22 protein-coding genes and 1 pseudogene are annotated in these 24,936 nt (G+C 69.7%); 7 read left to right on the plus strand and 16 right to left on the minus strand.

What is annotated here, in order from left to right:
• The first annotated feature begins 217 nt into the window (after positions 1–217).
• Complete coding sequence (locus ACIRBY_RS25130; protein WP_403904157.1) at positions 218–1,492, plus strand: hypothetical protein; 1,275 nt, start codon at positions 218–220, stop codon at positions 1,490–1,492.
• An 8-nt stretch (positions 1,493–1,500) separates the two neighbouring features.
• Here ACIRBY_RS25130 and ACIRBY_RS25135 read toward each other — a convergent pair whose 3' ends face one another.
• Complete coding sequence (locus ACIRBY_RS25135; RefSeq protein ID WP_403904160.1) at positions 1,501–1,935, minus strand: hypothetical protein; 435 nt, start codon at positions 1,933–1,935, stop codon at positions 1,501–1,503.
• 26 nt (positions 1,936–1,961) lie between these two features.
• Here ACIRBY_RS25135 and ACIRBY_RS25140 point away from each other — a divergent pair, with 26 nt between their 5' ends.
• On the plus strand, positions 1,962–2,336 hold the full coding sequence (locus tag ACIRBY_RS25140; RefSeq protein WP_403904163.1) for a hypothetical protein: 375 nt from the start codon (positions 1,962–1,964) through the stop codon (positions 2,334–2,336).
• Between the two features lie 11 nt (positions 2,337–2,347).
• Complete coding sequence (locus tag ACIRBY_RS25145; protein WP_403904166.1) at positions 2,348–2,866, plus strand: hypothetical protein; 519 nt, start codon at positions 2,348–2,350, stop codon at positions 2,864–2,866.
• Between the two features lie 392 nt (positions 2,867–3,258).
• Here ACIRBY_RS25145 and ACIRBY_RS25150 read toward each other — a convergent pair whose 3' ends face one another.
• Positions 3,259–3,519: a hypothetical protein gene (locus ACIRBY_RS25150; protein ID WP_403904168.1), complete on the minus strand. Its 261-nt coding sequence runs from the start codon at positions 3,517–3,519 to the stop codon at positions 3,259–3,261.
• 772 nt (positions 3,520–4,291) lie between these two features.
• The gene (locus tag ACIRBY_RS25155; RefSeq protein ID WP_403904171.1) at positions 4,292–7,381 is read right to left on the minus strand and encodes an alpha/beta fold hydrolase; all 3,090 of its coding nucleotides are present in this window, start codon (positions 7,379–7,381) and stop codon (positions 4,292–4,294) included.
• 1,126 nt (positions 7,382–8,507) lie between these two features.
• Here ACIRBY_RS25155 and ACIRBY_RS25160 point away from each other — a divergent pair.
• Positions 8,508–9,461 (plus strand): RNA polymerase sigma factor, encoded by a 954-nt coding sequence (locus ACIRBY_RS25160; RefSeq protein WP_403904174.1) that lies wholly within the window; start codon positions 8,508–8,510, stop codon positions 9,459–9,461.
• A gap of 650 nt (positions 9,462–10,111) precedes the next feature.
• On the opposite strand, the gene ACIRBY_RS25165 is transcribed toward ACIRBY_RS25160, so the two are convergent.
• The 12 genes and pseudogenes from ACIRBY_RS25165 to ACIRBY_RS25220 form a co-directional block, all read right to left on the minus strand.
• Complete coding sequence (locus ACIRBY_RS25165) at positions 10,112–11,251, minus strand: hypothetical protein (RefSeq protein ID WP_403904177.1); 1,140 nt, start codon at positions 11,249–11,251, stop codon at positions 10,112–10,114.
• A 715-nt stretch (positions 11,252–11,966) separates the two neighbouring features.
• Entirely contained in the window at positions 11,967–12,104 is a 138-nt protein-coding gene (locus ACIRBY_RS25170) for a hypothetical protein (protein ID WP_403904180.1), read from the minus strand.
• Between the two features lie 750 nt (positions 12,105–12,854).
• Positions 12,855–13,123 (minus strand): annotated as a pseudogene (locus tag ACIRBY_RS25175) (isoamylase early set domain-containing protein).
• A gap of 191 nt (positions 13,124–13,314) precedes the next feature.
• The gene (locus ACIRBY_RS25180) at positions 13,315–13,566 is read right to left on the minus strand and encodes a hypothetical protein (protein WP_403904183.1); all 252 of its coding nucleotides are present in this window, start codon (positions 13,564–13,566) and stop codon (positions 13,315–13,317) included.
• Between the two features lie 612 nt (positions 13,567–14,178).
• Positions 14,179–14,769: a hypothetical protein gene (locus ACIRBY_RS25185; protein ID WP_403904186.1), complete on the minus strand. Its 591-nt coding sequence runs from the start codon at positions 14,767–14,769 to the stop codon at positions 14,179–14,181.
• Positions 14,766–16,025, minus strand: a complete 1,260-nt coding sequence (locus ACIRBY_RS25190; RefSeq protein ID WP_403904189.1) for a hypothetical protein — start codon at positions 16,023–16,025, stop codon at positions 14,766–14,768. Before ACIRBY_RS25190 ends, ACIRBY_RS25185 begins: the two co-directional genes overlap by 4 nt.
• Before the next feature lie 3 nt (positions 16,026–16,028).
• Positions 16,029–16,766: an ATP-binding cassette domain-containing protein gene (locus tag ACIRBY_RS25195; protein ID WP_403904192.1), complete on the minus strand. Its 738-nt coding sequence runs from the start codon at positions 16,764–16,766 to the stop codon at positions 16,029–16,031.
• Positions 16,767–16,890: 124 nt separating this feature from the next.
• Positions 16,891–17,298, minus strand: coding sequence for a hypothetical protein (locus tag ACIRBY_RS25200; protein ID WP_403904195.1), 408 nt, complete (start codon positions 17,296–17,298; stop codon positions 16,891–16,893).
• 83 nt (positions 17,299–17,381) lie between these two features.
• Complete coding sequence (locus tag ACIRBY_RS25205) at positions 17,382–17,792, minus strand: hypothetical protein (RefSeq protein ID WP_403904197.1); 411 nt, start codon at positions 17,790–17,792, stop codon at positions 17,382–17,384.
• Between the two features lie 704 nt (positions 17,793–18,496).
• Positions 18,497–18,847, minus strand: a complete 351-nt coding sequence (locus ACIRBY_RS25210; protein ID WP_403904200.1) for a transposase — start codon at positions 18,845–18,847, stop codon at positions 18,497–18,499.
• A 155-nt stretch (positions 18,848–19,002) separates the two neighbouring features.
• A complete protein-coding gene (locus tag ACIRBY_RS25215; RefSeq protein WP_403904202.1) occupies positions 19,003–19,257 on the minus strand; it encodes a hypothetical protein in 255 nt (84 codons plus the stop codon).
• A gap of 285 nt (positions 19,258–19,542) precedes the next feature.
• The gene (locus tag ACIRBY_RS25220; protein WP_403904205.1) at positions 19,543–21,909 is read right to left on the minus strand and encodes an MMPL family transporter; all 2,367 of its coding nucleotides are present in this window, start codon (positions 21,907–21,909) and stop codon (positions 19,543–19,545) included.
• 605 nt (positions 21,910–22,514) lie between these two features.
• Between ACIRBY_RS25220 and ACIRBY_RS25225 the strand changes: the two genes are divergently transcribed.
• The 3 genes from ACIRBY_RS25225 (at position 22,515) to ACIRBY_RS25235 (ending at position 23,738) form a co-directional block, all read left to right on the plus strand.
• Positions 22,515–22,820: a hypothetical protein gene (locus ACIRBY_RS25225; protein ID WP_403904208.1), complete on the plus strand. Its 306-nt coding sequence runs from the start codon at positions 22,515–22,517 to the stop codon at positions 22,818–22,820.
• Entirely contained in the window at positions 22,817–23,128 is a 312-nt protein-coding gene (locus ACIRBY_RS25230) for a hypothetical protein (RefSeq protein ID WP_403904210.1), read from the plus strand. The genes ACIRBY_RS25225 and ACIRBY_RS25230 overlap by 4 nt, the downstream gene beginning before the upstream one ends.
• 283 nt (positions 23,129–23,411) lie before the next feature.
• The gene (locus ACIRBY_RS25235; RefSeq protein ID WP_403904213.1) at positions 23,412–23,738 is read left to right on the plus strand and encodes a hypothetical protein; all 327 of its coding nucleotides are present in this window, start codon (positions 23,412–23,414) and stop codon (positions 23,736–23,738) included.
• Here the strand turns inward: ACIRBY_RS25235 and ACIRBY_RS25240 are convergent.
• Complete coding sequence (locus ACIRBY_RS25240) at positions 23,680–24,927, minus strand: sensor histidine kinase (protein ID WP_403904215.1); 1,248 nt, start codon at positions 24,925–24,927, stop codon at positions 23,680–23,682. The genes ACIRBY_RS25235 and ACIRBY_RS25240 overlap by 59 nt on opposite strands.
• Positions 24,928–24,936: the final 9 nt, after the last annotated feature.

Raw genomic sequence — 24,936 nt, forward strand, 5'->3', positions numbered from 1 at the left:
ATACCTCGTGGTAGCCGCCGGGCACAGATGTCCGCGAGCCAGCTGATCACAGGTGGATTCAGGCGGGGCAGCCTGGCTGCCGAACTCCACAGAACCGCAAGCCGGGATCGCATATCCCGGTCGTGGCGTGACCGTCTCGTCGGCGGTGCTGCCCGAGCTGCTTTCTGCACGGAGCTCCTGGAAGTGCTGGTCGCGGCGCAAGCTAGGGTTCGCGACCATGGACAGAGTCGACCTTGAGCACCGCCATCGCACCTACGACGGCTGGATACCGCCCACCGTCGCCGCCCTCCTTCATGAGCATGGCCACCACGACGTCCTGCGCCAGGCGGCTGCCCACGGTGACTGGTTCTGCGCCCGGCGGCTCGCCGAAGCAGCTGCCGAGTCCGGACCGGACGGGCGAGCGACGGCAATGGCATTGCTGGAGCCGTTCGCGGCTACCGCCTGGTGGCCTGCCGTCGACACCGTCGCCGGGCTGCTCGCCGAGTGGGGACGGCACGAGGACGCCATGGTGTTGCTGCGTCCGCTCGCCGATACGGGGCACCGGTACGCCCTGCGCGACCTGGCACGGCTGCTGGCTCGGCAGCACCACGTCGACCAGATCGTCGCCCTGCTCGGCCCACGGGCCGCAGACCTCCTGCTCGCCGAGGAACTGGTGGAGCTCGCCGCGGGCCGCGGCCACGACGCCGAAATTGCTGCACTGCTCCCCGATATCGAAACCGGCCCGACGGACCCATTCGAGCCCGGGAGCTCGGATGCCGCAGACGCTGTCCCTCTGCACGCCAGGTTCCTGGAACTTCAAGGCCGGATCGACGAGGCGATCCACCTGCTGGGCAGACACGTCTGTGTCGAGGGCCTCGTGTACGCGGACCACGCCGACCAGCTTGCCCGTCTCCTGGGCCGCCACGGACGCGAGGCCGAGCTGCGCGCGTTCCCGGCCGACGGCGGCGAGGAGTACGCCCTTGCCGCCCTGACCCAGCTGCTGGAAGAGCAGGACCGGATTCCAGAAGCGGTTGCCCTGCTCGGGCAATCCGCCGGGACCGGGAATCCCCATGCAGCCTTCGACCTCGCTGAACTCCTCGCCCGTCACGGCCGCCACGACGAGGCGGTCGAAGTGCTGCGCACGGCCGCGGAGACGGCCGGCGGCGACTGTGACTGGCTCATCCACCTGCTCTGCCGCATCCTGGTCGATGCCGGGCGGGCAGACGAGGCCCTTACCTGGATCGACGACCACTTCACCCGCCACTGCGGCGACCGCCAGGAACAGGCGTGCATGAGGGCCAAGGTCATGGAGCTGAGCGGCCGTGCCGTGGACGAAGCGGAGCCGGCCGAGTTCGCCAGATCCGACGAGGAGCTCCTTCGCTCCGGAACGGTGGAAGGTGCCATCACACTCGCTGAGCGCCTGGTGCGGCGCGGCCAGCCGCACCAGGCCGTTGCTCACCTCCGCGATCGCCTTGATGAGACGAACGCGGTGCGAGGCCAGTACTTGCGATGATTGACCTTCTACGTCGGCCTCCGCGAGGACGCCGGTGCGGAAGCGGAACGCGGGGTCCGCGAACGGGCTTTCCGCCCACATCTCCAGCAGGTTGAGCAGCACCCCGCGCCGGGGCGGGCGGGTCGAGGGGGCGGCCCGCGCAGGGCCAGGGGGCCGGTCTGCCCGATGAACCCGGTCCACGAGCCCTCGCCCGTCGGCCGCGGCCCGTCCTCGCCGTCGACCGGCTCCCAGGTGCCGGCGACATAGCGGCCAGTGCGCTCGATGGCCCGCAGCGCGTCCTGGCACCAGACACCGCTGCCGCCGATCAGCCCCTGCGGTACGGCGGTGACGGCGAAGCCCTGGATGCCCCAGCCGGGCGTGCCCCAGTCGGCGGCGATCCAGTCACCCGTGTCCTCGTTCTCGAGCAGGACGCCATCCTGGCGCACGGCACCGACAGCGCGCACGGCGCCGTGTTCCGCGCCTGCCGCCGTTGGCCCCGGCCTGGCTGACGGCCATCCCCCTGACGATGTACGGGGCCGTCCTCACCGTCATGGCCCCGCTCATGGCCGTCGGCGTGCTGCCCGAGAGCAAGCCGTCCCCGCCGTTCACCACCAGCTTGGGGATCACCTGGATGGTCGAGGTCGGCGGCCTGGCATTCGCCGGTCTCGGCATCGGCCTCATCGTGGCCGCCCGCTCCCTCGCCGCCCGCACCCACCCCGCCCGCGCCGCCGCCGCCACGACAACGAAACCAGCCCGAACAGCCGGCACCGGGAGTCTGATCCGGGAACCGTACGCGCCCACGAGTGATCTTGATTGTGTGACGGCCCGATCGGAATCGGACCGTCACACAATCACGATCTCTTAGGGGGAACACACATGTTGAAGTCCGCGAAGCGCCTTGCGGTGGCCCTGGGCGTGGCCTCATTGGCCGCGCTCGTCACGGGGGCGCCGGCTCATGCGGCCACGAAGGAGATCTGCTACCAGGCCCACGTACAGAACAAGGGCTGGCTCGACTGGCAGTGCAACGGTGACTGGGCCGGCACCCGGGGTCAGGCCCTCAACCTGGAGGCCCTGCGCGTGAAGACCAACTACGGCGAGGTCTGCCTGCGCGCCCACCGGGCGCGCTACGGCTGGGACAGCCAGGAGCAGTGCGCCAAGCCCGGGAAGACCATCCAGGTCGGAACGACGGGCATGAACACTGCGATCGAAGCCCTGGAGTACGTTTCCACCGGCCCCGAGGGCGGCTACGTGACCGGCACCGCGCACGTCCGCGACCTCGGCGACGTCGACGACTACGGCACCGCGAACTGGCGGCCGGGCTGGGGCTACTTCATCAGGGTGGGCACCACGGGCCGTGGGCTGCCCATCGAGGCCCTGAAATTCCGCTGGGTCTGACACTCCCACTCCCCCCGGCGGCGGCCCGAACCGGCACTGGTTCGGGCCGCCGGTTCTCCGTGCCGACGCGCGTCCTCGGATTCGCCGTCACCGGTGTCCTGGGCGCAGCGTGCAAGGCCCGTCCTGCTGGGTGCTCGCGCTGGGCCTGTACGAAGCGCGGAAGTCGCTGTCCGGCGCGGTGAAGGGCGAGATCAACAACCCGGCCGAGGGCGCAGGCGCCGTCACCATCGTGGTCGCCCCCAACCCTGCCGCAGGCGGCAGCGGAGGGGGTCGTGAGCGGGGTCGAGCGGGTGCGCGTCGCGCGTGCCTACACCAGTGCGCGCCGGCATCCGTAGGTGCACGGCCGGCGCACGCAGAGGGCCCGGCCAGGGTTCCGGTCGGGCCCTGCTGTTTCAGCTGCGGCGGATCCGCAGGTAGGTGACGCCCGTTGCGTCCGTCAGCACGGCCGGAGCCAGGGCGAGCAGCACCCCGGCGGTGGCGGAGCCCAGGACGGTGGCCACCGCACCGGCGGCCGTCAGGAGGGAGTCCCGCTGGAAGCGGACCGAAAGAATGCTGAGTGACCCCGTTTCGACCTCGGGGGAAGCCGGAAGGGTGCTGTCGGGCGCCTTCGGCGGGGCGGCGATAACCCCCTGCCGGTAAGCGTGTTCGATCACGCGAATCTCCTAACTCGCTTCGTGTGCGCCGGACGCATCGGTCCCGGGGGTGGCACCCCCGGGACCTTCGCTTTGTCCGGAGCCCGCACCGAAACCAGCCATGGCACATGGCGTACCAAGACCGCACACCGATGAAGGCGTAACCCTTCGCTCCGGAGGCTGCCTGTCAACTGACGGCTCTTCACCCCTCGCGGCCACTCGAACGATCACATGCGGTCGTGCAGCGAGGCTCGGCCGAGAAAAAGATCACCGGTACAGCAGGACGCCGCCCACCCGAAAGGAGCAAGGTCAAGCCTGGCCATCGGCCCCGTGTGCACCGCGGGGAAACCGTCCCGCGCCACGCGAGGTATCACTCGAACCTCGCTGTCCACGCAAGAAGCTCCCGGTTCAGGTCCAGACGGAGGCCGGGCACGCCGACGCTGTTTTACCACGACCTCAAGCCGTTTCGCCCGCTCCGGTGGACGCTGCATCAGGTGAATGGGGCTGTCCCTGGCGCCGCGAGGAGGGCGCACACGGCCCGGCCCCGCCGTTGGGCGGCCCGGGAGGCGGTGACGGGCTCGTCGTGGTCACAGCCCTGGGTCGAAGCGGTCAGGCCGTAGGCGGTCGCCAGCCAGCAGGATCTCGGCCGCGGCCAAGTCCTGGCCCTCCCGGTGGTGCTGGCCCCGCACCTTGCGGACCTCCCTGGCCGCGATTGCTTCCGCCCGTTCCGACTTCGCCGGCCCTGGCGAGCCGCCGCGGCGCCGGTACCGGGGTGGCAACTCGCAATCCCCGGTCACGCGCCTTCGTAGCCGCTGTAGTCCGTCGCCCACCGCATCCGGTCCAGCGAGATCTCGGCACGGGCAGACGCCTCCCCCACCCGGTCTCCGAGCAGGTGATACAGGTCGGCGGCCTGCCGGTAGGAGTCCAGCATCCCTTGCCCGTCTCCGATGAGGGCCTGCACCCGGCCTCGCAGGCTCAGTGCCGCCGCCTCTCCGGCCCGGTCCCCCAGCTCCACGAAGACGGTCAGCGCCGAAGCAAGGGCCTCCCCCGCCTCCCGTCCCCGGTTTTGGGACAGGAAGACCCTTGCCGAAGCATTCAGCGCGTTCGCCGCGCCGGCAGCGTCGCCCGCGCTGTCATAGCGCTCGCGAGCGAGCTCCAATGCCGCCGCCGCCTCCCGCCAGTGTCCGTAGGCGAATAGGGCGAGACCCGCGTTCAGCAAGGCACCCGCCGCGCTGTGGACATCCCCCAGTTCGTCGTAGAGCGCGGCCGCGGCCCGGTGCTCCACGACCGCCTCCGCGGGCAGCCGCATGTCCCGGTGGCACGAACCGACGTTGTTGAGCACCTGGGCCTCCCCGTACCGGTCGCCTGCCTCGGCGAACAGCTGCCGGGCCTGTGTGTACGTCCTGAGTGCCTGGTCGTGGTCGAGGATCCGGCACTGGGCGAGCCCGAGGTTGTTCAGCGCCTGGGCGCGACCGCGGATGTCACCCGCCTCCTCGTACAGGCGGTCCGCTTTCGAGTGCTCCCGCAACGCCAGGGCGACCTGGCGTGACTGCTGGTGGCACAGCCCGAGGTTGTTGAGGGCCTGTGCCTGGCCGTGGCGGTCGCCTACCTCCCTGAACAGTGCCAGAGCCCGCTCGTGGTCCGCCGCAGCCCGTTCGACGTGGCCCGCCTGACGCAGTGCGTGGCCCGTGAAGTTGAGGGCCTGAGCCTCCTGGAGCGCCGCGCCGAGGGTGCGGAACGCCGCCGCTGCCTGCGTGCCCGTGGCGATCCAGTCGTCGTAGTGGCGTCCCCGGTCGAAGAACGCGCCCAGGGCCAGGGCCAGGTACCCGTACGCAGCGCTGCCCTCCGGCGCGCTGAGCGAGGCCGCGACCAGGTTCGGCCGTTCCGTCTTCAGCCAGCCCATGGCCCGCCCACGGTCGGGGAACCCCTCGGCCGGAGCGACGAGCTGCTGCGGCAGCCTGGCGACGGCGGCACGCGTGGTGTGCAGGTAGTGGCCGAGCAGGCGCTCGCGCGCGGCTTCCCTCTCGTCCTCGGCAGCGCATGCGGCCCCGTGAGCGGCCGCGTGCAGGCGCAGCAGATCGTGCATGCGCCAGCGGCCCCACACCGGGGAGGCCTCGACGAGGTGTGTCCGCACCAGATCCTGCAGGGCGTCTTCGACATCGTGGGTGTCGGCGATGTCCAGCAAGCTGCCGGCCGCAGCGGTGGACAGCTCCGGCCCCGGGTTGAGCGACAGCAGGCGGAACAGCCTCGCCCGGTCTGCGGCGAGCGTGCGGTACGAGAGGTCGAAGGCGGCGGTGACGGCCTGGTCCGCGCGGCTGAGCCGGGCGAGCCTGGTGCGTGCGTCCAGCAGCCCCTCGGCCAGTGCGGAAAGCGGGCGCCGCGCGGTGTCGACGAGCAGCGCCGACACGATGTGCAGGGCCAGCGGCAGCCCGCCGCACAGCTCGGCCACCCGACGGGCGGCGTCGGGCTCGTCCTCGACCCGGGTGTCTTCGTCCCCGAACGCCTGGTGCAGCGCGGCCCGTATCAGCTCCACAGAAGCGGCGGGCGGCAGGGAGCCGAGTTCGCGCATGCGGGCGTCGATGTCCAAGGTGGAGCGCGAGGTCACCAGGACGGGGGTGGCCGCGTCGTCCGGGAGCAGCGGCCGGACCTGTGACTCGCCGCCGGCGTTGTCGAGGACGAGCAGGGTCCGCAGACCGCGGGCGTTCCGCTGCCGCAGGAGGGTACGCAGGTGGGCGGATCGCGCCGTGACTCCCACGGGTATGGCCTCGCTGACGACGCCCAGGGCCCGCAGGAAGGTGTCCAGCACATCGGTGGGCGTGGCCTGCTGCGCGGCCACCGGGTCGTAGCCGTTGAGGTCCGCGTACAGCACACCGCCGGAACACCAGTCGGGCTCGGCCAGAGCCCGGGCGGCGACCTGGAGGACCAGCGCGGTCTTTCCCACGCCGCCCATGCCGACGACCAGCTGGACCCCGGCCCGGCCTTCCTCCTCGGCAGCAGGTGGCGCTGGCGGCGGCGCCAGCGCCGCCCACATGGTTCGGACCTCCTCCTCCCGGCCGACGAAGGCCTCGGGGATCCGGGGCAGGCCCGCCAAGGCCCGCAGCGGAGCGTACGCGTCTGGCTCGGGGTCGGCCTCGGGGTCCCCGGCGCCCGCCGCAGGGCCGCGGGGTGCGGTGCGGGCCTCTCGGATCAGGCGCCGCAGTGTGGTGAAGGTCCGGTGCTCCGGGGTGCGCGCCTTCAGGATGCCGAAGTGGTCGCCGGGCAGCACCGCCGTGTCGGGGAAGGCGGATCGGGCCGACGAGAACCGTACGATGCCGTCGCTCTCGCCGGCGTAGACGTCGAACGGGATCGGACAGGTCCGCTCGGTCGCCGCGGTGGCGTACACCACGTCCCGCAGGATGACGCGGCGGGTCTCGGCGACCTGGTCGTCGAGCGGCCTCAGCTCGCCCTCCTGCGCACTCTTGGCGCCGAAGAGCGAACGCCGCAGGGAAAGCATGAGCTCCGAGCCGTCGTTGGGACACGCCAGCAGCACGACCCTGCGGATCCGCGCCAACTCCCGCCCGAGGCCGTCGGCCAACATGCGCTGCAGATACCGCTGCACGATCAGGCCGCCCATGCTGTGCGCCACGAGCACCAGCGGCCGGCTGCTGGTGCCGGTATCGGTGCGCAGGTACTCCTTCAGCGAATCGGCGGCCATGGAGAGGCTGGGACGGACCTTCAGCGGATTGATCCGCACGACCCCCGTGTCGTACGAGAACGCCAGCGTGTCCACGAACGACAAGGATGCGTCCTCGGCGATGCGCTCGCGCAGCGCGTCCCATGTGTCGGGCCCAGACGCGAAGCCGTGCACCAGCACCACCCCCAACCTGCCGTTTCCGTCCGGCATGCCGTCCCCCCCTCTCCGCCCCGCGCTCCGGCTCGGCGCGCACCCCACCCCTACCCACCTCATCCGCCGGCCCACCTCGGAGAAGACCGGCGGCAGAAGAAATCTGCGAGGTGCCGTCGGAGCCCGTCTGGGTACCAGGGCAGAAGGCGACTGGCCCACCCCGTCTCGGGGCCTGGTGGGCCGGTCCGCCACTCGATGACGCCAGCCCGCCGCAGTACCACCTCACCGAGCCGCCCTGGGCGTCATGCCCAGTTGAGGTCTTCCGCACTGCGGCGCAGATCCGCGTACATCCGCCCGGTTGCCCCGGGCTCGCCAGGTACCCGCCGTACACCCGGGATGCCTGAAATGGCCCGCCGGAGCTCAAGCGCCCCGATGCCCTACCCGCCCGCAGAACCCTGTACGGGAGCATGCTCGGCGGGCTGGTCCAGCTGTTGCTGCCGTCGCCGCTGCTCGCCTGGCTGACCGGGGCCGGACACCGGTGGCGGCGCTGTGCGTGCGGACGCCGCTGGGAATGCGGCGACGAGGGCGGCTCCCTCATCGGCACCACCCCGTTGCCCGAGCTCGGCCTGCGCTGGCCGACACCCGGAGGCCGTCCGCCTGGCTGTGCTCATGGACCGGTAAGAGACCAGCCGGGCGCGGCGACCGGCATCGACTCCGGGCAGTGGCCCGCCGACGTTGCCGAGGAGTTCGGCGTTCCCGGCACAGCCGGCGGCCGCGGAGCCGAACCGCTGCCGACCTGGCTCGAGCTGCACCCGCCCTTGGACGAACTTCCGGCAGAGAAGCCCGTACAGGGCGCTGGGAGCTGCTCCCGGCTCTCCACGGCCGGAGGACCGAGGGCCCCTCCAGACCCGCTCCTGCCTTCGCTGGGTGTACGGGCTGCCGCGCTCACCTCCACCACGGCCCCGTGCCGGCAGCGCGGCGGCCGGGAGCCCAGCTGCCGCTGGGGCCCCTCCGACGACTGTCCCCAGCTCTCCCGCGTCCGGGAACACCTCCGTTACAGCAGTTGGCGACAGGGCTGCTGACCAAGATTTTTTGAAGTTTCTCTCTGCGACCCCGTCCAAAACCGGGTCTGCTTGCCTCACATGCGGCGACCGACCCACCTGCGGCGGTCGTGAGGAGAACCGAGATGACCGACCCGATGTCCTGGGCCGCCCCCTGCCTGGGGTGTGCGGCCCCCGTCGACCTGCTGGACTCTCAGGGGCCTGCCGACGGCGCCGTGGCGGAGTACCTCGACCCGTCCCGCTGGTGCGACCGGTGCCTGCGCCACTACGAGGACTGGGACCGCTTCTTCCTGATCTACCAGCCACGGCTGCGCAGGTTCTGCCTGGCCCGGCTCGCCAGGCTCCTGCCCGGCAACGAGGACCTCCGGCAGGCCGCCGACGACATCGTCCAGGAGACGATGATGATCGCCTTTCGGTGCTTCCGGTCCTGGGGCCGGCCCGAGCGTGCGATCTGGACCACCGCCCGCCGCATGATCTTCGAGCTGTGCGCGGACTACCGCATCGTGGCCGAGGACGGCTCCGCCATCACGGTCAGGCACACCCCCTCCGCCGCCCCGGACCACCTCGGTCAGGCCGCTGCCCCCGATCCGGCCCAGGCGGTCGTCGACAAGATCGCGCTGTACTCGGCGCTCTCGCGGATTCCCCGCCCCCAGCAAGAGGCCCTCTTGATCCACCAGGCCTTCCAGATCCCGGCGGCAGAAGCCGGCGTGCTGCTGGACCGGCCGGCGTCAACGGTCAAGACCCAGGCGGACAGCGGACTCACCCGTCTGCGGCGAGCAGCCGCCGCGGGTGCCTTCATCGCCCTGCCGGGAGCCGGCCTCGCGGGACTGTACGAGATCTTCCAGCAGATCCCCCTGGACACCCTCACGGACAGCGTCGCCGACGCACTCACCCACCCCGACCCCTACCCCGTGCTGATCAGCTTCGCCCTCAAGCGCGTCATCCCCTATCTCCGAGACCGCTACCGAGCCCACCGCCGGACCCGTGCCAACGGCATGACCGACCACGCCGACGATGGCTACGAGCGCTACGAGCGTTCGTCCGGGAAGGGCCGGCGCCGCCTCCATGGCGAGGCCTGACAATCGGAACCGCGGTTGAACCGGCCGTCCAGGTTGAGGTGCCGGCCGAAGACATCGCCGGCGAGGTGGGTGTTGGCGAGGACGCAGCGCGGTAAGGCCATGGTGCCTCTCCGCCGGGTCGGCCGGGCCGGGGCGACCGTCCGACGAGCATCATCGGGGGACGAAAACGGAGGCTACCCGGGCGCGGCACTTCCACGCCGGCCCGACCCTGTTCTCCGAGACCGTCGCGCAGGCGACCGCGCAGCCGACTGCGGCGCAGCACGATGAGGACGTCGGCACCCGGCCCCGTCGTCCTACGGTGGAGTTGGCCGAACGTGTCGGACCTGTTGGGGCTAACAGGTCCGACAGGGACGGCGAAGGGCCAAACCGACCGCGGTCCGGTTCTTCAGGGTGCGCTGTTCTACGGGTCGGCCAAGGAGGCCGATGCGGATCTCCACGCGCCCCGACTGTTCTGGACCCACGTGAACCCGTACGGCAGGTTCGAGCTCGGCATGAGCGCGCACCTGGACATGGCGCTGCCCTTCCGTACCTGTCCCCACACCCTGGCGGACGTCGAAACGGATGCCGGGAACCAACGCCCGACCGCACCGGGACGTGAACCGGCTCAGGCCGCGCAGTTGAGACGCGCCGCCGAAGAGATGCGGCCCCCGTTAGAAATAGGAGACGTCGTACTCGATGTCAGCCCAGAAGCCCAGCGTATCGTCGCCACCGGTTTTGACGCTGTTAAGCGTCAGCACCTGCTTCTTGGCCGCCTCGTTGGCCTGCCCAACCGGGAATGGGAGCGGTTCCGAGCCAGCTTTACTCGGGGCCGCGGACGTATCGTTTTCATCGAACGGTGTACCACTGTCGTCCTCAAACCCGGTAACCCGGACCGTCACTGGGCCGTTGGCAGCGGATCCCGAAACGGTGACTTCTGTTGGTGTTGCGGGATCCGCATGGAAGGTTTTCGAGTCCATCGCCCCCCACGCCAATGACTTGGTGACTGGCGGGCCGGTTTTACCCTGAACGATGAATTTGAAGGATCCTTCACCGAATGTGGAACTGTCACTGTCATCCCAGCAGTACAGGCGCTTGATCCGAGTATCCACTCGCCGGTCTTTCGTCTTGAATGACTTCGCTCCAGATCCTGGTGCAGCCTTCTGGACGTCCCAGACGTAATCCCAATTTCCGAGTGCATCCCACGCAAGGATGACAAAGAACAATTCCTGACCGCTTCGGAGAGGCGTGTGCAGGGTAGTCTCCGGATCCAGCAGTCGGTCCATCAGTTCGACCTTGTGCATGATCTTAGGCTGATCCGATACCGCCGTAGCCACGACATCTGCTGGAGCGAAGGCTGGAAACCCGTCCCCGCGATCCTGTGGAGGTTTCGCGCCGAGTTGCACGCGCGCTCTCGTCATGGCACTCGTCGCGAAGGCCATTGATACGAACGTTCCCCCACGGGTTACGTCCACTTGCGGCACTTCGGCACACCGGGTACAGAAATTCGTTCGCCCTTCTTCCGACTTGAGTCCGGGGAACGAGAGTTCGCCAAGCCTGGCCCCATTCGGCCCTTCGTTCTCCCTGAAGATTTGCGCCTGGTAGAGCCCTCCCATGGGCACCGTCTGATTGACCGTCTGAGTGGAAGAAAAGATCCCGATCTGACTGAAAGCAGTGGGTGGGGCGTTGAACTTCATGCTGCGTTCCCACAGCTCCAATCTAGCCGCCGACCCGGTTGGGTCGATCATCATTTCGACCCCCGATCCAGCAGCGAAGGCTATCTCGCCAATTTTGGCGGGAAGAAGATTACCCATGACATCCTCCCAATGAGTGGACATCTCAACCAATTGGACGTAGATGCACTGCGAGCGATGGAATCCAGGAGGCTCGGTGCGCAACCAGGCAATATGGGGACCCTGCCGCCACGGGCAGGGTCCCCCACCCTCGGCCGTCTGCGCAGCCGCACGTCAACCACAATCCTAAATACGACACCCCCGCGTCGCCACTTCGAGAGCGTAATCAAGAAGTCAACAAGCCATGAAAATAGGTTGAAATGGAGATAATCTTCTCCAGAAGCGAATCTTCGTGCCAGTCCGTCGGCTCACCAGAGGGCCGAGCCGGCTGAGGCGGCCTGCTGGGGGGGAGATCTCGGGGCGTGCCGAAAGCCTGGCCTCAGGGGGATCTCGGGACGGGTCGCCAAGTCCACAGAGATTCGAAGACATCCAGCTTCACGTCTTCGTAAGGCATTTGCGCCGGGATGCCCCCGCACTCGTCAAGGAACATCTGGCACGCCCCGACCTGTCGGACCAAATTCCCGAGCGCCCGTGGCGAAAGCGGCGAGGTCGGTGGCGGCGGTCCCTGATCCCCTCAGCGCGTGCCTCGACGTGGCGGAAGGAGATCGGGTACGGCGTGGCGCTCGAACAGCGGGTGCTCTCGGTGCTGGCGGATCTCCTCCGCCAGCACCGCGCCCAGCTCGGCTTGGGGCACTGCGGTACGCAGGGGCCGCAGATCGGCCGAGCCCGCTCGTCCTCAACCTCGTCGAACCAATCCTGATGCCGAGTCGAAGCACACCGGCTTCGGCGCCGTCCCGTCGGCGAGGAGCACCCCGCCGCGGCCCTCGTGCGATGTGCCGAACTCGTCGGACGTCCAGGTCTCGTCCATCTTCATGAACCCCTCCCACGCGTTGTGAGGCTGGGGCCGCCCACCCGGGTACGACGATCGCCTACCTGCGGCAGCAGGCGCGCGAACGGCCGAAGTTCGCCGGGCCAGGTCCCTCCGGCATCCTCGCCGACCCCGTGCAGGTGCGCGGCGTCCTCGTACCTGACGGGAAGTCTGTCGACACCCCGGCCGCTCCGCCCCACTACCGAACGCGGCGGGCCCGGTGGCGGCTGTTCGGCCACCGCCGCTTGAACCGAACGGCCGTCCGCCACTTTTCAGCGGCCCACCAACCGGGGCGCGGTCTCCGGCGTGCTGCGGCTGTCCATCGCGGGCCCCGACAACGAGTAGCGACTCCGTCAGCAGCCGGACCCCGTCACCCTAGGAACGGCGAGGCCCACCCCGTGAGATCAGGGGTGGGGCCTCGCCGTTGTTGCACCAGCCCGATGGAGACTTCGCTACCGTCCCGGCACGGACGAGCAGCCGTTCGTGACGGACCCGGACCATCTGGCGTGTGCGATCTGCCCGGCAACACGGCTGCCTCGCGAAGGGTTCATGGTCTACGACCAGGGAGTGTCCGTTCAACCCGGCCGACGGCACGCCGGTGTGCGTCCATCCCCACAAGGTGGGCCTGGTCCCGGACCGTATCGCCCCGGCTCCCGAGCCGGTCGTCGTGGCTGAGGAGCCGGCCCGGCGGCGCTGGTGGCAGCGGACCGGCAGCCGGACCGGGGCCGGCGCAGGTGCCCGGGGGCGGGCTCGGGGTCAGGTGTGCAGGCGGCTGTTGCGCCCGTCCCCGTCGCCGGCACTCTCGTCGTTGAACCAGTAGTCCCCCGCCGCCAGATACCGGAACGTCTCTCCCCCGGCAGGTCCACGGTCACCGCCCGCTTGCCGTCCTTGCGGAGCTTGAGCGGGTGGGCGCCGGGCCGCCAGTCGTTGAAGTCCCCCACCACACTGACCGGGCCGGGCGGGGTGCCCGCGGGAAGGACGAACTGCGCCACCCGCCCGAGCCAGGACCCCGTCCACCCCGACAGCCGCCAGGAGAACCTTCGGGGCAAGGGCCCGAAGAACTCAAGCCGCGCGGCCAGGACGACATGCGGCGCCGCCGCGACGAGGACGACCTGCGCGACGAGGAACACTGAGCCACCACGCACGCCGTCACCCCCATACGCAGGACCCGGCCGAGACCACAGTCACCATCACCCCGGCCGGGTCCTGTCCCATGTCAGGCAGACCCCTCGCCTCGACGCACGAACCGGCCCGCCTCGCCCACGTGGCCTTCGGCCGGCACGTACTCCGAGCCGCCGCCCGGACCGAACCGGTCGTGCTCCGACATCACCATCGCGTGGCCCACGATCCCCTGCGGGTCCCACCCGCACACGTCCAGCAGCGTCCCGTCCAGGGGCCCGCCGACCAGCTCGACACAGGAATGGCCCGGCCACGGCCCCGCAGGCTCCTCCGGGCCCAAACCGTACACACGGCGAATCCACAAAGCATCCACCCGCACACCCTCCCACCCCCACCCCGCCCCCGGGCGGGTGACGGGCGGCTCCCCGATCCGCCAGAGTCAGCCGACCGGACGCCACACGCGCACAATGCGTTCCGCGACGGCCAGGCGGTGTCAGCGGTCCCGCAATTCGGCTCTGTCGGGGATCTTGTGATGTCGTAGGACGTGGAGTGTGGGATCACCCACCCCTGAACTGGCCCCGTGGGTCCTTTCATGCCGTGGCGACCTTTTACCTTGGCTCCATGGGCGAGAGGAACGCGAGAGGTCGGGTTGAGTCGCTACACGAGGATGTCCAGCCCCGGAAGCTGCCCCGCACCTTTCGGACGCCGCACCCCTTCCGACCTGGCCCGATCACACGAGGGCCGACGAACGACTCCTCGTCTTCTCTGCGTAGGAAGGGCCGGAGGACGCTGACGGCCGTAGCCAGCGGATGTGGGCCGCTGCGGTCAGCGTCACGCTGCCCTGATCCCCCCTTCGATCCGCCGTCCCTCTCGCCGACCCGGGCCGACTCGATGGAACTGATGCCGACTCATCTCGGGATGGGAATGAGGAACGTGGCGTCGATATGTGTAGGGCTGTCGTTCAGAAAGTACCGCGCGGCTGCTTGAGGCAGCTGAACGTAGTCCCGGCAAGGAGGACTGTGACACCGGCCAGGAGGGCGGGCACGCTGGTTGAGGGGTGCAGGACGACAGCCCAGGGTTGCGCTCCGCGGCCGCCGGCCTTCCACCCTCCAACGGCGAGGATCAGGGGTATGGCGGTGAGGACTGGGGCTGCAACCCGGGCGCCGGCGAAAGGGTTGAGGATGAGTGCCAGGCCGAGGTAGAAGGCTGTGTTCCGGCCGATCGCCAAAGCGACGGCGTCGGCGCCCATGAAGTGTCCGAGGACGGCCATGCCAAGTGTGAGGGCTGCACAGGATACGGCGAGGAGGGTGTCGAGGCGGTGGACCGCCCGCACGGCGACCGTTTCATTTGCATTTCGGGCGCGGCCCGTGAAAGCAAGCCAGATCACGGCCGGGGTGACGGTGATCAGTGCGCCGAGAAGGAAGTGTCCGGCGCCGCCGACCATTGCGGGTACTGGGATGCGGCTTTGTCCGAAGGTCAGGCCGGTACCAGCCGTCACAGCGGTGACGACGGCGAGGGCGAGGACGTTGCGGGATGCGGCCCACCAGTTCACCGGCTTGCCCCTTCAGGATTCAGGGTCGGCTTCTGGTCACAGTCCGTGAGCGCGGCGCGGTTCGTCTCGTACCAGGCGTGTTGACGGTCGAAAGGCAGCGTGAGGACCTTCTGGGCGAGTTTCGCGTCGTCGGGTGAGATACGGCCCTGGATCGGCACCGGGGGCGTTTGGGTGGCGATGGCGGCCAGCCATGCGGTGAGGGGGCCCCGGGCGGGATATGCAGGGTACGTGCGGCTGGTGCGGGCGCACTCGGGTATGGGGGGCAGGAGCGTGTTGGTGAGGTTGACAGCCACGTCCGGCTCGCGCACTTGGCCCTTGCCTCCGAAGTGGGCTTGTCCGGGCTTGAGGTCACGATTTTGGGTGAAGGAGGAGAGCATGGGGAGCCCGGCGCTGTGCAGGCGTCCGCTGTAGGTGCGGGTGGTCGCCACGATCCTGGAGCGGTCCGGTGTCTCGGGCCACAGGCATACCTCCGGGGTGCCGCCGGTGTCGCAGACCAGTGCGTCGGGGTTCCGGTCGGTAACTGGGCTGTAGCTCACGTTCACCACCAGGTACACCGAGGCAGCGGAAGCGGCGACCAGTACAGCCACGGGCTTCCAGCGGCTGGCCTGGGCGATGACCAGGAGGCACGCGGCGATGATTCCGCCGGTGAACAGCAGCGGCCCCCATACGGCCGCAGGGTCGATGACGGACCCGATCGAGCAGCAGCTGTCGTAGGCGCCCGCGACCAGGTGGCGAGGCCATGGTGTGTCCCAGGATCCAGGGAACGCGGTCAGGCAGAACCCGACGACCATCGCCAACGGCGCGGCCGCAAGTTGCGGAAGAAGACCGCCCAGAAGGTAACCGGCAAGTGTAGCGGCCGCCATCAGCATCGCGAACACCGCGAACATGCCCAGATGGGAGAAAGGCGGCAGCGTTTCCGCCGCGGAGACCCCGATACCGATTGCGATCAGCATCCCGGCCACTCCCATCGCCCACACGGGGGCGAGTAACGGCAAGGCGATGGCGAGCCGGCTGCGGGAGGGAGTCTGCCCGAAGACGTTGCCGCGACGCAGGCGAGCGCCTTCCCATGCTCCGCTCGCCGCGCATGCGGCGGCGGCGAACGGGATCGTGTAGGAGGCGTTGCCGAGGACGGATGGCCCGTAACCGTGGACGGTGCCCGCTGTGATCGGCTCCGACAGGAGCAGCAGGACGTAGCCCGCGAGTAGGACGAGCATGAGCGCGGCGGAGGAGGACCGCAGGAGAGTGGCGAGGCGCATCGGTCAGATCTCCCGTCCGACGAGCATCGCGTAGGCGGCCTCGGCCTGCTCGCGTCTGCCCGTGGTGGCCGGTGCCAGGGCGTGGAATTCGGCGGGGCTGCCCTGGAACCGGATCCGGCCTTGGGAGAGGACGGCCACGTGCGTGTACAGATCGGCGAGGTCTTCGGTCTGGTGCGTGGAGACGATCACCTGGACGCTGCCGGTGAGGTCGCCGACGAGTTCACGGAAGACCAGGCGCTGTGTGGGGTCTAGGCCGGCTGTCGGCTCGTCCATCAAGATCAGCTCACTGCGGTGGGTCAGTGCTCCCGCGATGCCCATGCGGCGGAGTTGCCCGCCGGACACCTGGTGGCTCTTGCGCCCCGCGAGGGGGGTGAGGTCGACGCGGCGCAGGGCTTCCTTGGAGGCTTGCCATGCCTCGTCTTTCGGCATGCCCTTGAGCCAGCCTGTGTAGGCGACCTGCTCGCGTACGGTCAGCCCGGGCATGGGGGTGATCTGCTGGGGGATCCACGACACGCGCTTGCGGTAGGCCGCCAGATGGCGGCCCTTTGCGGCGCCTCCGTTGCAGGTGACTGACCCGGAGGAGGGAGCCAGGTGGGAGGCGGCGATAGCCATCAGCGTGGACTTACCGGCTCCGTTCGGTCCGAGGAGGACCGTTGCCCGCGCATCAATTTGGAGGCTGAAGTCATTGAAGACGGAGGTCTTCCCGTACCGGAACGAGATGTGATCAAAGACCAGAGGCATGGATGAACGCACAATCCGCCACCCCACTGCCAGCGGGGTGGCTTTGGTTATGGGATGGTGGGCAGTGCGAGGGTCCCGGTGCTGAATCCACCGGGACCCTCGTACTACTTATTCAACAACCGTACTACCAGCCGACCTTGACGTAGTTGACCGAGACGTACGTGCCATGGGACACGTCTGTCAGCGCGAAGTAGTAGTTGCCCGCGTCGTCCGGGTCGCCGTAGTCGACCCACCCGCAGTAGTTCGTCCGGGTCCCCTTGGAACGGTCCGGAGCGTTAGGGACGTCCTTCCACAGCTGCAGCCCGGCGTAGTTGAACCCGCCGCCGCCGTCCGCGGAGCAGCCCGAGAAGTAGATGCCTGTGTAGTCCGAGCTGGTGTTGCCATCCCACCAGCGGCGCGACTCGTTACCCGCCCGCCAGGAGTTGATGTACGTCTCGAACTGCCCCTCCGCGTGCGCCGGGATCACTGACACCGCGCCCAGCAGCGCGGCACCGGCCATCGCCCCGGCCCACGACTTCAAACCGATCTTCACTCAATCCCTCCCTGCTTCTGCTACCGCCCCTACGGGGCGGAACCATCGCGGGTCGTGGATCCGACCCGTCGTCCAGCCCTCTGCTACCAGCCGACCTTGACGTAGTCGATGTTGATGTAGTCGCCGTTACCGACGTCCGAGAGCTGGAAGTAGTAGTTGCCGGCGCTGTTCGGGTCGCCGTAGTCCACCCACCCGCAGTAGTTGTCGCGGGTGCCGAACTTCCGGTCCGGGGCTCCGGGAATGTCCTTCCACAGAGTCAGCGACGCGTAGTTGTAGCCGTAGCGGTCGTCATCGGAGCGGCAGCCCGAGAAGTAGATGCCGGTGTAGTCCGAGCTGCTGTTGCTGTCAGTCCAGCGGCGCGACTCCGTCGGAGCCGTCCACCACGAGATGTGGGACTCGAACTGTCCTTCAGCGCTCGCCGGCGTGATGCCGCCGAGACTGAGGAGTGCAACACCCGCCAGCACGCCGGCCGCGCTCCTGCGCCGTGTACTCATCAGTTTCCCCTTCCCCTGCATTGGCCCTGTGCCAGGGCGTGACGGAGGGAGGAGACGTTCAGCGATGCCTCCCCCCTGAGGCGAACCGAACGCTAGCCACGGAATGCCGCATTCTGCGAAAAATTGTTCGCGTATGGCTCAAATCCCCACTCTCTCAAAACCGGACCAGAGCAGGCTGCAGCTGCAAACCTCTGCCCATCCCACCTCACCTGCCCCACGCAGCTTTGGCCGAGACCCACCGCATCCTGAACCTCTCTGGAACCTCGCCGACGATGCTCAAGTCCACGAAGAATTAGTCGCCTTCGCATACGGAGCCCACGAAGCTGAGTGCCGCTGCAACCCATCCGTTCCGAGGACTGGTAGCCGCCTTTGCGGCTCTGGCGGTGCGGCAGAGCGGTCCGCCTGTCCGTGAGCGGCACTGGTGGCACGTCCCTGGAGCGCTGCACACCGTGCAGCAGACAACGACCAGCGCAGGGCCGAATCGACCGCTGGCGAACTCAATAGGGCCTGCACCTCGGTGGATGCGCAGGTGGGCCTCGAGCCGCCCAACCCTCGGAAAGGTCGGGTGGAGAGCCGTCTTCCGGCGCATGGCCTGCCACGGCTGGACTGCAGGGCGTGTGTGAAGTCGTGATCAGTCGGCGGTGTGCAGCAGGTCGTTGATCCGGATCATAGCGGCGCGGAGGTGGAGGCCGGCGAGGTGGCTTTCAGGCGACTTGTCGTACCGGGTGGCGATACCTCGCCAGGCCTTCAGCTTGTTGATCAGGCGCTCGACGGTGTTCCGCTCCTTGTAGAGGTCGGCATCGCGGGTGACGGGCCGGCCGCCTCCGGTGCCCTTCTCCTTCCGCTTGGCGGCCTGGTCCCGTTTTTTCCGGTATGACTGCCCTGATTCCACGTTTGCGCAGGTAGGTGCGGTTGCCGCGGGATGAGTAGGCCTTGTCCGCGGCGACCGCACCGGGCCTGGTACGGGGACGGCCGAGGGGCAGGCGGACTCTGACCCCCGCGAGCACGGGGACGAATTGAGGGCTGTCCCCGGCCTGCCCTGCGGTCAGGACCAACGCGAGCGGACGGCACCTGCGCTCCGCCGCGAGATGGATCGTGCTGGTGAGTCCGCCCCGGGACCTGCCGAGCAGGGCTTCCTTCAGGCGGAGCTTGCGCCGGCGTCGGATCCGCCGACGCTCGCCCTGTCCGTTCTGTTCCTCCGGCCCTCCCCCTATTGCCGGGTTGCTTCCTGCTCCTGCACGGCTTCCTCCCGGGCGTCCATGAGGTGCTTGCTGACGCGCATCCCTGCGGCGTCGTGGTGGGCGCGGACCGTGGTGGAGTCCACGCTGACCAGCGACAAGTCGGTTCTTCCCGTGTCGGCAGCCTCGGCGATGAGGCCCTCCGGCAGGGCGGTGAAGACGCCGGCGTCCCGCCAGAGGCGAAAACGTCCGTAGACGGTGGCCCAGGGGCCGAACCCGGCGGGCACCCCGGTTCACCCGCGTCGCGCGCGAGGCCTTCGTCCCCGACCTCCGCGCCGGCGGGCCGTTCCGCCCCGGGCTGCGCGTCAAGGGCGTACGGGTCGCTGCCGGCGTCTGCGAGCTCCCCCGGGCCCCGACGGCCGGGGCGACCGGCGGGCAGGGGGAAACGTCTTCGTCCGGGCCGCTGTTCGCGGTCCGGACGAAGGTGAGGAGGGGGAAAGAGGGGGGAGGGGTGCCCGACGGGGGACGACAGGCACCTCCCCTTCCTCGTCGGAGGGGTCGGCCTACCTCTGCTAGGGGTTGGGTCGGCCGTCGTGGCCCTGCTGCTCCGGCTGCGTCCACCCCGGCGTCGGGGCGTACGGGTCCTGGGAGGCGTACGGCTGCTGGGGAGCGTACGAGAGCTGCGGGGTGTGCCCGGTCTCCTGGGCGTAACCGTCGCCCTGTGCGTAGCGCCTGGCGGCGGCCGGTACCGGGTGCGGGAGCCGCAGCCGCCGGGTGTCGTCGGGCCCGGCCGCGTGCTGGGCGCGGCGGGCGGCGGAGAGGCCGCCCGGCCACCAGTTCCACTTGCCGAGGGCGGTCATCAGGGCCGGCAGGACGAAGATGCGGATGATCACGGCGTCGAGCAGGATCGCCGCCGCCAGGCCGACGCCCAGCTGCTTGAACTCCACCATGCTGAGGGTGCCGAAGATCGCGAACACGCCCACCATGACGATCGCCGCGCTGGTCACGACGCCGGCGGAGCGGGTGATGCCGTCGCGGACGGCGTCACGGACGTTCGCCCCGCTGAGGGCGGCCTCGCGGATCCGGCTCACGACGAACACGTGGTAGTCCATCGACAGGCCGAACAGCACCACGAAGAGGAAGAGCGGCAGCCAGGAGACGACCGCCCCCGAGCTGTGGAAGTCGAGCACGCCCTCGGCCCAGGTGTTCTGGAAGACCGCGACGAGGACACCGAACGAGGCGGCCGCCGACAGCAGGTTCAGGAGGATCGCCGAGAGCGCCACGGCGAGAGAGCGAAAGATGACGGCCATGGTGGCGAAGGTCAGCAGCAGGATGAAGCCGACCACCCACGGCATCCGGTTCTCCAGGTGGCCGGTGAAGTCGACCCCCTGAGCCACCTTGCCGCCGACCGCGCCCTCGGCGTCCTGGACGGGTGCGATGGCCTCGGGTACCCAGGCCCGCAGCAGTGCGAGGGACTCCCGGGCCCCGTTGCTCCCGGGCGAGTGCGGGGTTCCGACGGCGACGGTGTGCACGCGCTTGTCGGCCGAGGCGCGGATCGTGGGCTTCTGGTCGTGGGCGAACAGCTCCTGGCCATCGGTGCGGTCCAGCAGGGACTTGAGCGCGGCCTCGACCTCACCGGCCTTCTCGGCGGGGGCCCGCACGGCCACCTGGTGCACGGTGCCCTTGCTGGGGAAGGCGGCGGTCAGCCGGTCCATTGCCTGGACGACCGGAATGTCGCGGGAGAGGTCGTCCGAGCCGGGCTGCTTCAGCTTCATGTCGAGAGCGGGCAGGGCGAGGGCGAGCAGGGCGCCGACGGAGACCACGAGGGTGAGCACGGGCCTGACGAGGGCGGGGCGGAGCAGCACGGGCCAGAGCCGGGACTCGTTGGAGCCCATCGTCAGCCGCCACAGCAGCGGGACCTTCGGCCGGTCGACCCAGCGGCCGAGCTTGGCGAGGAGGGCGGGGAGCACGGTCAGCGAGGCCAGGACGGCGACGGCCACGACGATGATCGAGCCGGTGGCCAGGGAGGCGAAGGTGGCCTCCTGGGCGAGGTAGAGGCCGGCCATGGAGACGATGACGGTGGTGCCGGAGACGACGACGGTGTGTCCGGAGGTCTCGGCGGCGATCTCGATGGCGTCGAGGTGCGAGGCGCCCTTGTGGCGTTCCTCGCGTTCCCGCTTCAGGTAGAAGAGCGAGTAGTCGACGCCGACGGCCATGCCCATGAGCAGGATGACGTTGCTGACCGCGCTGGTCTCGGGCATGACGTGGGAGGCCAGGGTCGACAGACCGATGGCGGCGCCGACGCAGGACATCGCGAGGAGGACCGGCACACCGGCGGCGATGATCGCGCCGAAGACGACGAGCAGGATCAGCAGGGTCAGCGGAAGGCTGATCAGCTCGGCCTTCTCGAAGTCCTCGCCCAGGGTCTCGCCGAGCCCCTTGGCGGTGGAGCCGGTGCCGATCTGGTCGATCCTGATGCCCTCGTGGGCCTTCTGGGTCGCCGCGCCCGCGTCGAGCAGCGGCTGGACGCGGGTGTCGGCGTTCTGCGTGTCGCCCTTCATCGTGACGGGGAGCAGCAGCGCCTTGCCGTTGGGGGAGGGGAAGGCGGTGCCGACGCCCTCCACCTCGGGCAGCGCCTTCATCCTCCCGATGAGCTCCGCGGCCGCCTTCCGTGCGGTGGCGATGTCCAGCTTCCCGCCGTTCGCGGCGCTGATGAGGACGTTCTCCTCGGGCTTCTCGGTGAAGTGGCCCTGGGCGGTGATCCGGCCGGCGCGGCCGGACTCGCCCACCCCCGACTCCTCGTCGCTGATCTTGTTCGTGCCGGCGGCTCCGCCCAAGAAGAGACACAGCGCGACGAAGACCACCCAGAGCCCGATGGCGGACCACGGATGCGTGGCGCTCCATCGTGCGATCCGTACCGTTGCGGGTTTCTTTCGCACCTTCTGTTTCCCTCCATTGCTGCGGAACCGCCGGGGCGGATGCCGTTCTGCGGCGAGTAGAAAACTAGTCACGGGAGGAGGGCGTGGACACAAGGTAAACCGCCTGGGTAGCCCCGGTTTTCCGCAGCTTCACCCTGCGGTTTTCCGTAACCACGGCCCTGCAGTTTCCCGTAACGCCCCGGAGAGAAAACTTGGCCTGCGTAGATTCGGGCGGCTGGCTTAAATTCCTGATTCCGCGAGGACGTGGCCGTCGTCGCGGCAAGCCGGTCGGTGTGCGCCAGGTGCCCGGCGGTGGCCGAGCTGCACGATGGGCAAGGCCTCCACGATCTCGCGGACGCCAGCCTGCCTGAAGGCGCGGCACAGCCGGGAACGAGCGGACGCGGCCGGCTCTGCGGACGCGGCGGCGCGCGGCGGGGCGCGGCGGACACCCCCGCCCGTGCGGACACCCCCGCCCGTGCGGGCAGGACCGTCCCCGTGCGGGCATCACGGTCCCCGTGCGGGCATCACGGTCCCCGTGCGGGGGCGGGCGCACTATCGTGGGGGCCGCCGACCCTGGAGGGACCCTCGTGACGACCGCTCCGGGACCCCCCTACGGTGTCCCCCCGATGCCCGAGCGCAGCATCCCCGCCCTGCGTGCCGCGATCGCCGCGCATACGCCGGATCTCCTGGCGGACTTCGAGGCGGGGTGGCGGGCCAAGGTCGCCGACACCTACGACATCAGCGCGGCCCCGGCGTTCTTCGCCCGGTGGTGGGCCGAGTACGCCCTGGCCCGCGACCCGGAGCTCGACCGGCACGTCCGTGACCTGGAAGAGCGTGCCGCGCACGCCACGGACCCGGACAAGGCCAAGGCCCTGCTTGAGGAAGCGGCCGAACTCCACCAGCGTGCCGGCCGGCTGGAACCCGGGGAGTGAGCGAGGAGTTCACCGGGCCGCCCTGGGCCGTGGACTGGACCAAGGCCGCCTCCGAGTACCGCGACAGCCTGCCCGGCACCGTCAGGGACCTGGTCATCGACGCGGTCGTCGAACTGCTCTCCTCCCACCACCCCTACCGCGACCACGGCCTGGACACCAGCAAGGTCAGCATCGAACCCGCGCGCTCCACCCAGCCCGGCGGCGCCCACATCCTCGACTTCGACCACAACCGCGGCTGGCTGCGCTACACCTTCATCCGCCGTACCGCCGAACCCCAGATCGTCATCGAAACCCTCTTCTGGCAGTAAAGCCCGCCCACCAGGACCCGGGCCGCGGGGGCTCGCGCGTGCGGCGGACGGGGCCCGCTCGAGGGGGCGGCGGCGAGGGGCGGGACCCGGGTGAGAGCGCACGGCGGTGCGCGTCCCGCGGGCGACGGCCCGCCTGCCGGCCCTGCAGGCTTGGACAGGAGCCGGCCGTGTCCGAGACGGACATACAAATGACAGGAACCCGGCGACCGCGAGCGGTTCTTCGACACGCACCCCCGGCATCGTCGTCCACCGCCAAGAATGCGACGGGCTCTCCCTCACCGGGATGGCCTGGCGCCACCAGGCCGGCTATCCCGCGACATGGGCATTCACCGTCCGCGAGGGCAGGATCGCCTCGCCGGCCAACACCGACTTCGCGGAGGTCCCCGACGACTTCCCCGACCAGGCCGCCACCGAAATGCGCAAGCGCCACGGCGAGTACCGGGAACCGGACACCGGCCCCACCCTCACCGACCGCCACGGCACCACCCGCCACCGCGGCGCGCTGCGCCGCGAGCGCGCCGACGGCCACCGGTGCGTGATGTCCTCGGCGATCACTGCTCGCATGGCAGCTCCACGATCATGGTGGTCGGGCCTCCGACCGGGCTGCTGACCTGGAAGGAGCCGTCGACGGCGCCGACCCGTTTGGCCAGCCCGCTCAGTCCGCTGCCGGCGGAGGTGTCGGCGCCGCCGATCCCGTCGTCGGTGATGTTCAGGCGCAGCATTCTCCCGACCTGTTTGACAGCGACGTCCACGCGGGTGGCGCGGGCGTGCTTGGTGACGTTGGTGAGCGCCTCGGAGACCACGTAGTAGGCGACCGACTCCACGGTCGGCGCCGCTCGCTCCTCGAGGTCGACTCGCAGCCGTACCGGAATCGGTACCCGGGCGGCCAGCCCGGACAGCGCCGCGTCCAGCCCGCGGTCTTCGAGGACGGCCGGGTGGAGGCCGCGCACCAGGTCGTTGAGTTCGGCGATGGCCTCCTTCGCCTCGCGGTGCGCCTCGTCGATCACGGCGCGGGCCTCGTCCGGCAGGTTGGTGAGGGTGGCCTTGGCCAGGCCCAGGTTGACCGCGAGGGAGACCAGGCGCTGCTGCGTGCCGTCGTGCAGGTCGCGTTCGATGCGGCGGCGTTCGGTATCGGCGGCGTCGATCAGGTCGGTGCGGCTCTCGGACAGGTGCTCGACACGCTGCTGAAGCTGCTGAAGCCGCTGGAAGCGGCTGGTCCCGAGCAGCGCGAGCGCGATCCGGGTCTCGGCGCGGGTCACCGGCCCGGCCAGCCAGGCTGCGGCGCACAGCAGCAGCACACCGGCCGCGGTGTAGTACAGCGCTTGGGTCGCGTAGTCGACATATTCCAGGCGCACCTGGGCCGGCAACAGCCAGGCCCACCCGATGACGGTGACGCCGGCAAGGCCCGCGACCCACGCGGCGAGCACCCCCAGCTCCACCACAGCCAGGAGCGGACCGACCAGCAGGTGGTATCCGGCCTGCCGCCAGGTCTGGGCCGCGGACAGCCACCGCAGAGCGCGCCTCGGCCATCCTTGCTCGCGCGGGGCCGGCAGCCGGAGGATCTCCACTCCCAGCAGCACCCGGTACCGGCGTCGCTGCACCGCGGTGAGCACGAGCACACCGAGCAAGATCAGCACAAACGGGAGCGGGAGCACCGGCCACGCCCTCGACTTCGCGGCACTCGCCATCCAGCTCCACAACGGCACCAGCGCGAGGTGCAGCGGAACCCCGGCCGCCAAGGAAGCGGTGTCCCGCCGGACCCGAACAACTCTGCGCCGCAGCGCCCGGGGAATCGTCATGGCCCGACG

It is taken from the genome of Streptomyces sp. NPDC096136 (assembly GCF_044763325.1).
In the GTDB taxonomy this organism is placed as follows: Bacteria; Actinomycetota; Actinomycetes; order Streptomycetales; family Streptomycetaceae; genus Streptomyces.

Coding starts and splice junctions, on each gene's coding strand:
- ACIRBY_RS25130 (WP_403904157.1), top strand. CDS start 218: ATGGACAGAGTCGACCTTGAGCACCGCCATCGCACCTACGACGGCTGG.
- ACIRBY_RS25145 (WP_403904166.1), top strand. CDS start 2,348: ATGTTGAAGTCCGCGAAGCGCCTTGCGGTGGCCCTGGGCGTGGCCTCA.
- ACIRBY_RS25155 (WP_403904171.1), bottom strand. CDS start 7,381: ATGCCGGACGGAAACGGCAGGTTGGGGGTGGTGCTGGTGCACGGCTTC.
- ACIRBY_RS25160 (WP_403904174.1), top strand. CDS start 8,508: ATGACCGACCCGATGTCCTGGGCCGCCCCCTGCCTGGGGTGTGCGGCC.
- ACIRBY_RS25165 (WP_403904177.1), bottom strand. CDS start 11,251: ATGGGTAATCTTCTTCCCGCCAAAATTGGCGAGATAGCCTTCGCTGCT.
- ACIRBY_RS25170 (WP_403904180.1), bottom strand. CDS start 12,104: ATGAAGATGGACGAGACCTGGACGTCCGACGAGTTCGGCACATCGCAC.
- ACIRBY_RS25190 (WP_403904189.1), bottom strand. CDS start 16,025: ATGCGCCTCGCCACTCTCCTGCGGTCCTCCTCCGCCGCGCTCATGCTC.
- ACIRBY_RS25195 (WP_403904192.1), bottom strand. CDS start 16,766: ATGCCTCTGGTCTTTGATCACATCTCGTTCCGGTACGGGAAGACCTCC.
- ACIRBY_RS25205 (WP_403904197.1), bottom strand. CDS start 17,792: ATGAGTACACGGCGCAGGAGCGCGGCCGGCGTGCTGGCGGGTGTTGCA.
- ACIRBY_RS25225 (WP_403904208.1), top strand. CDS start 22,515: ATGCCCGAGCGCAGCATCCCCGCCCTGCGTGCCGCGATCGCCGCGCAT.
- ACIRBY_RS25235 (WP_403904213.1), top strand. CDS start 23,412: ATGGCCTGGCGCCACCAGGCCGGCTATCCCGCGACATGGGCATTCACC.
- ACIRBY_RS25240 (WP_403904215.1), bottom strand. CDS start 24,927: ATGACGATTCCCCGGGCGCTGCGGCGCAGAGTTGTTCGGGTCCGGCGG.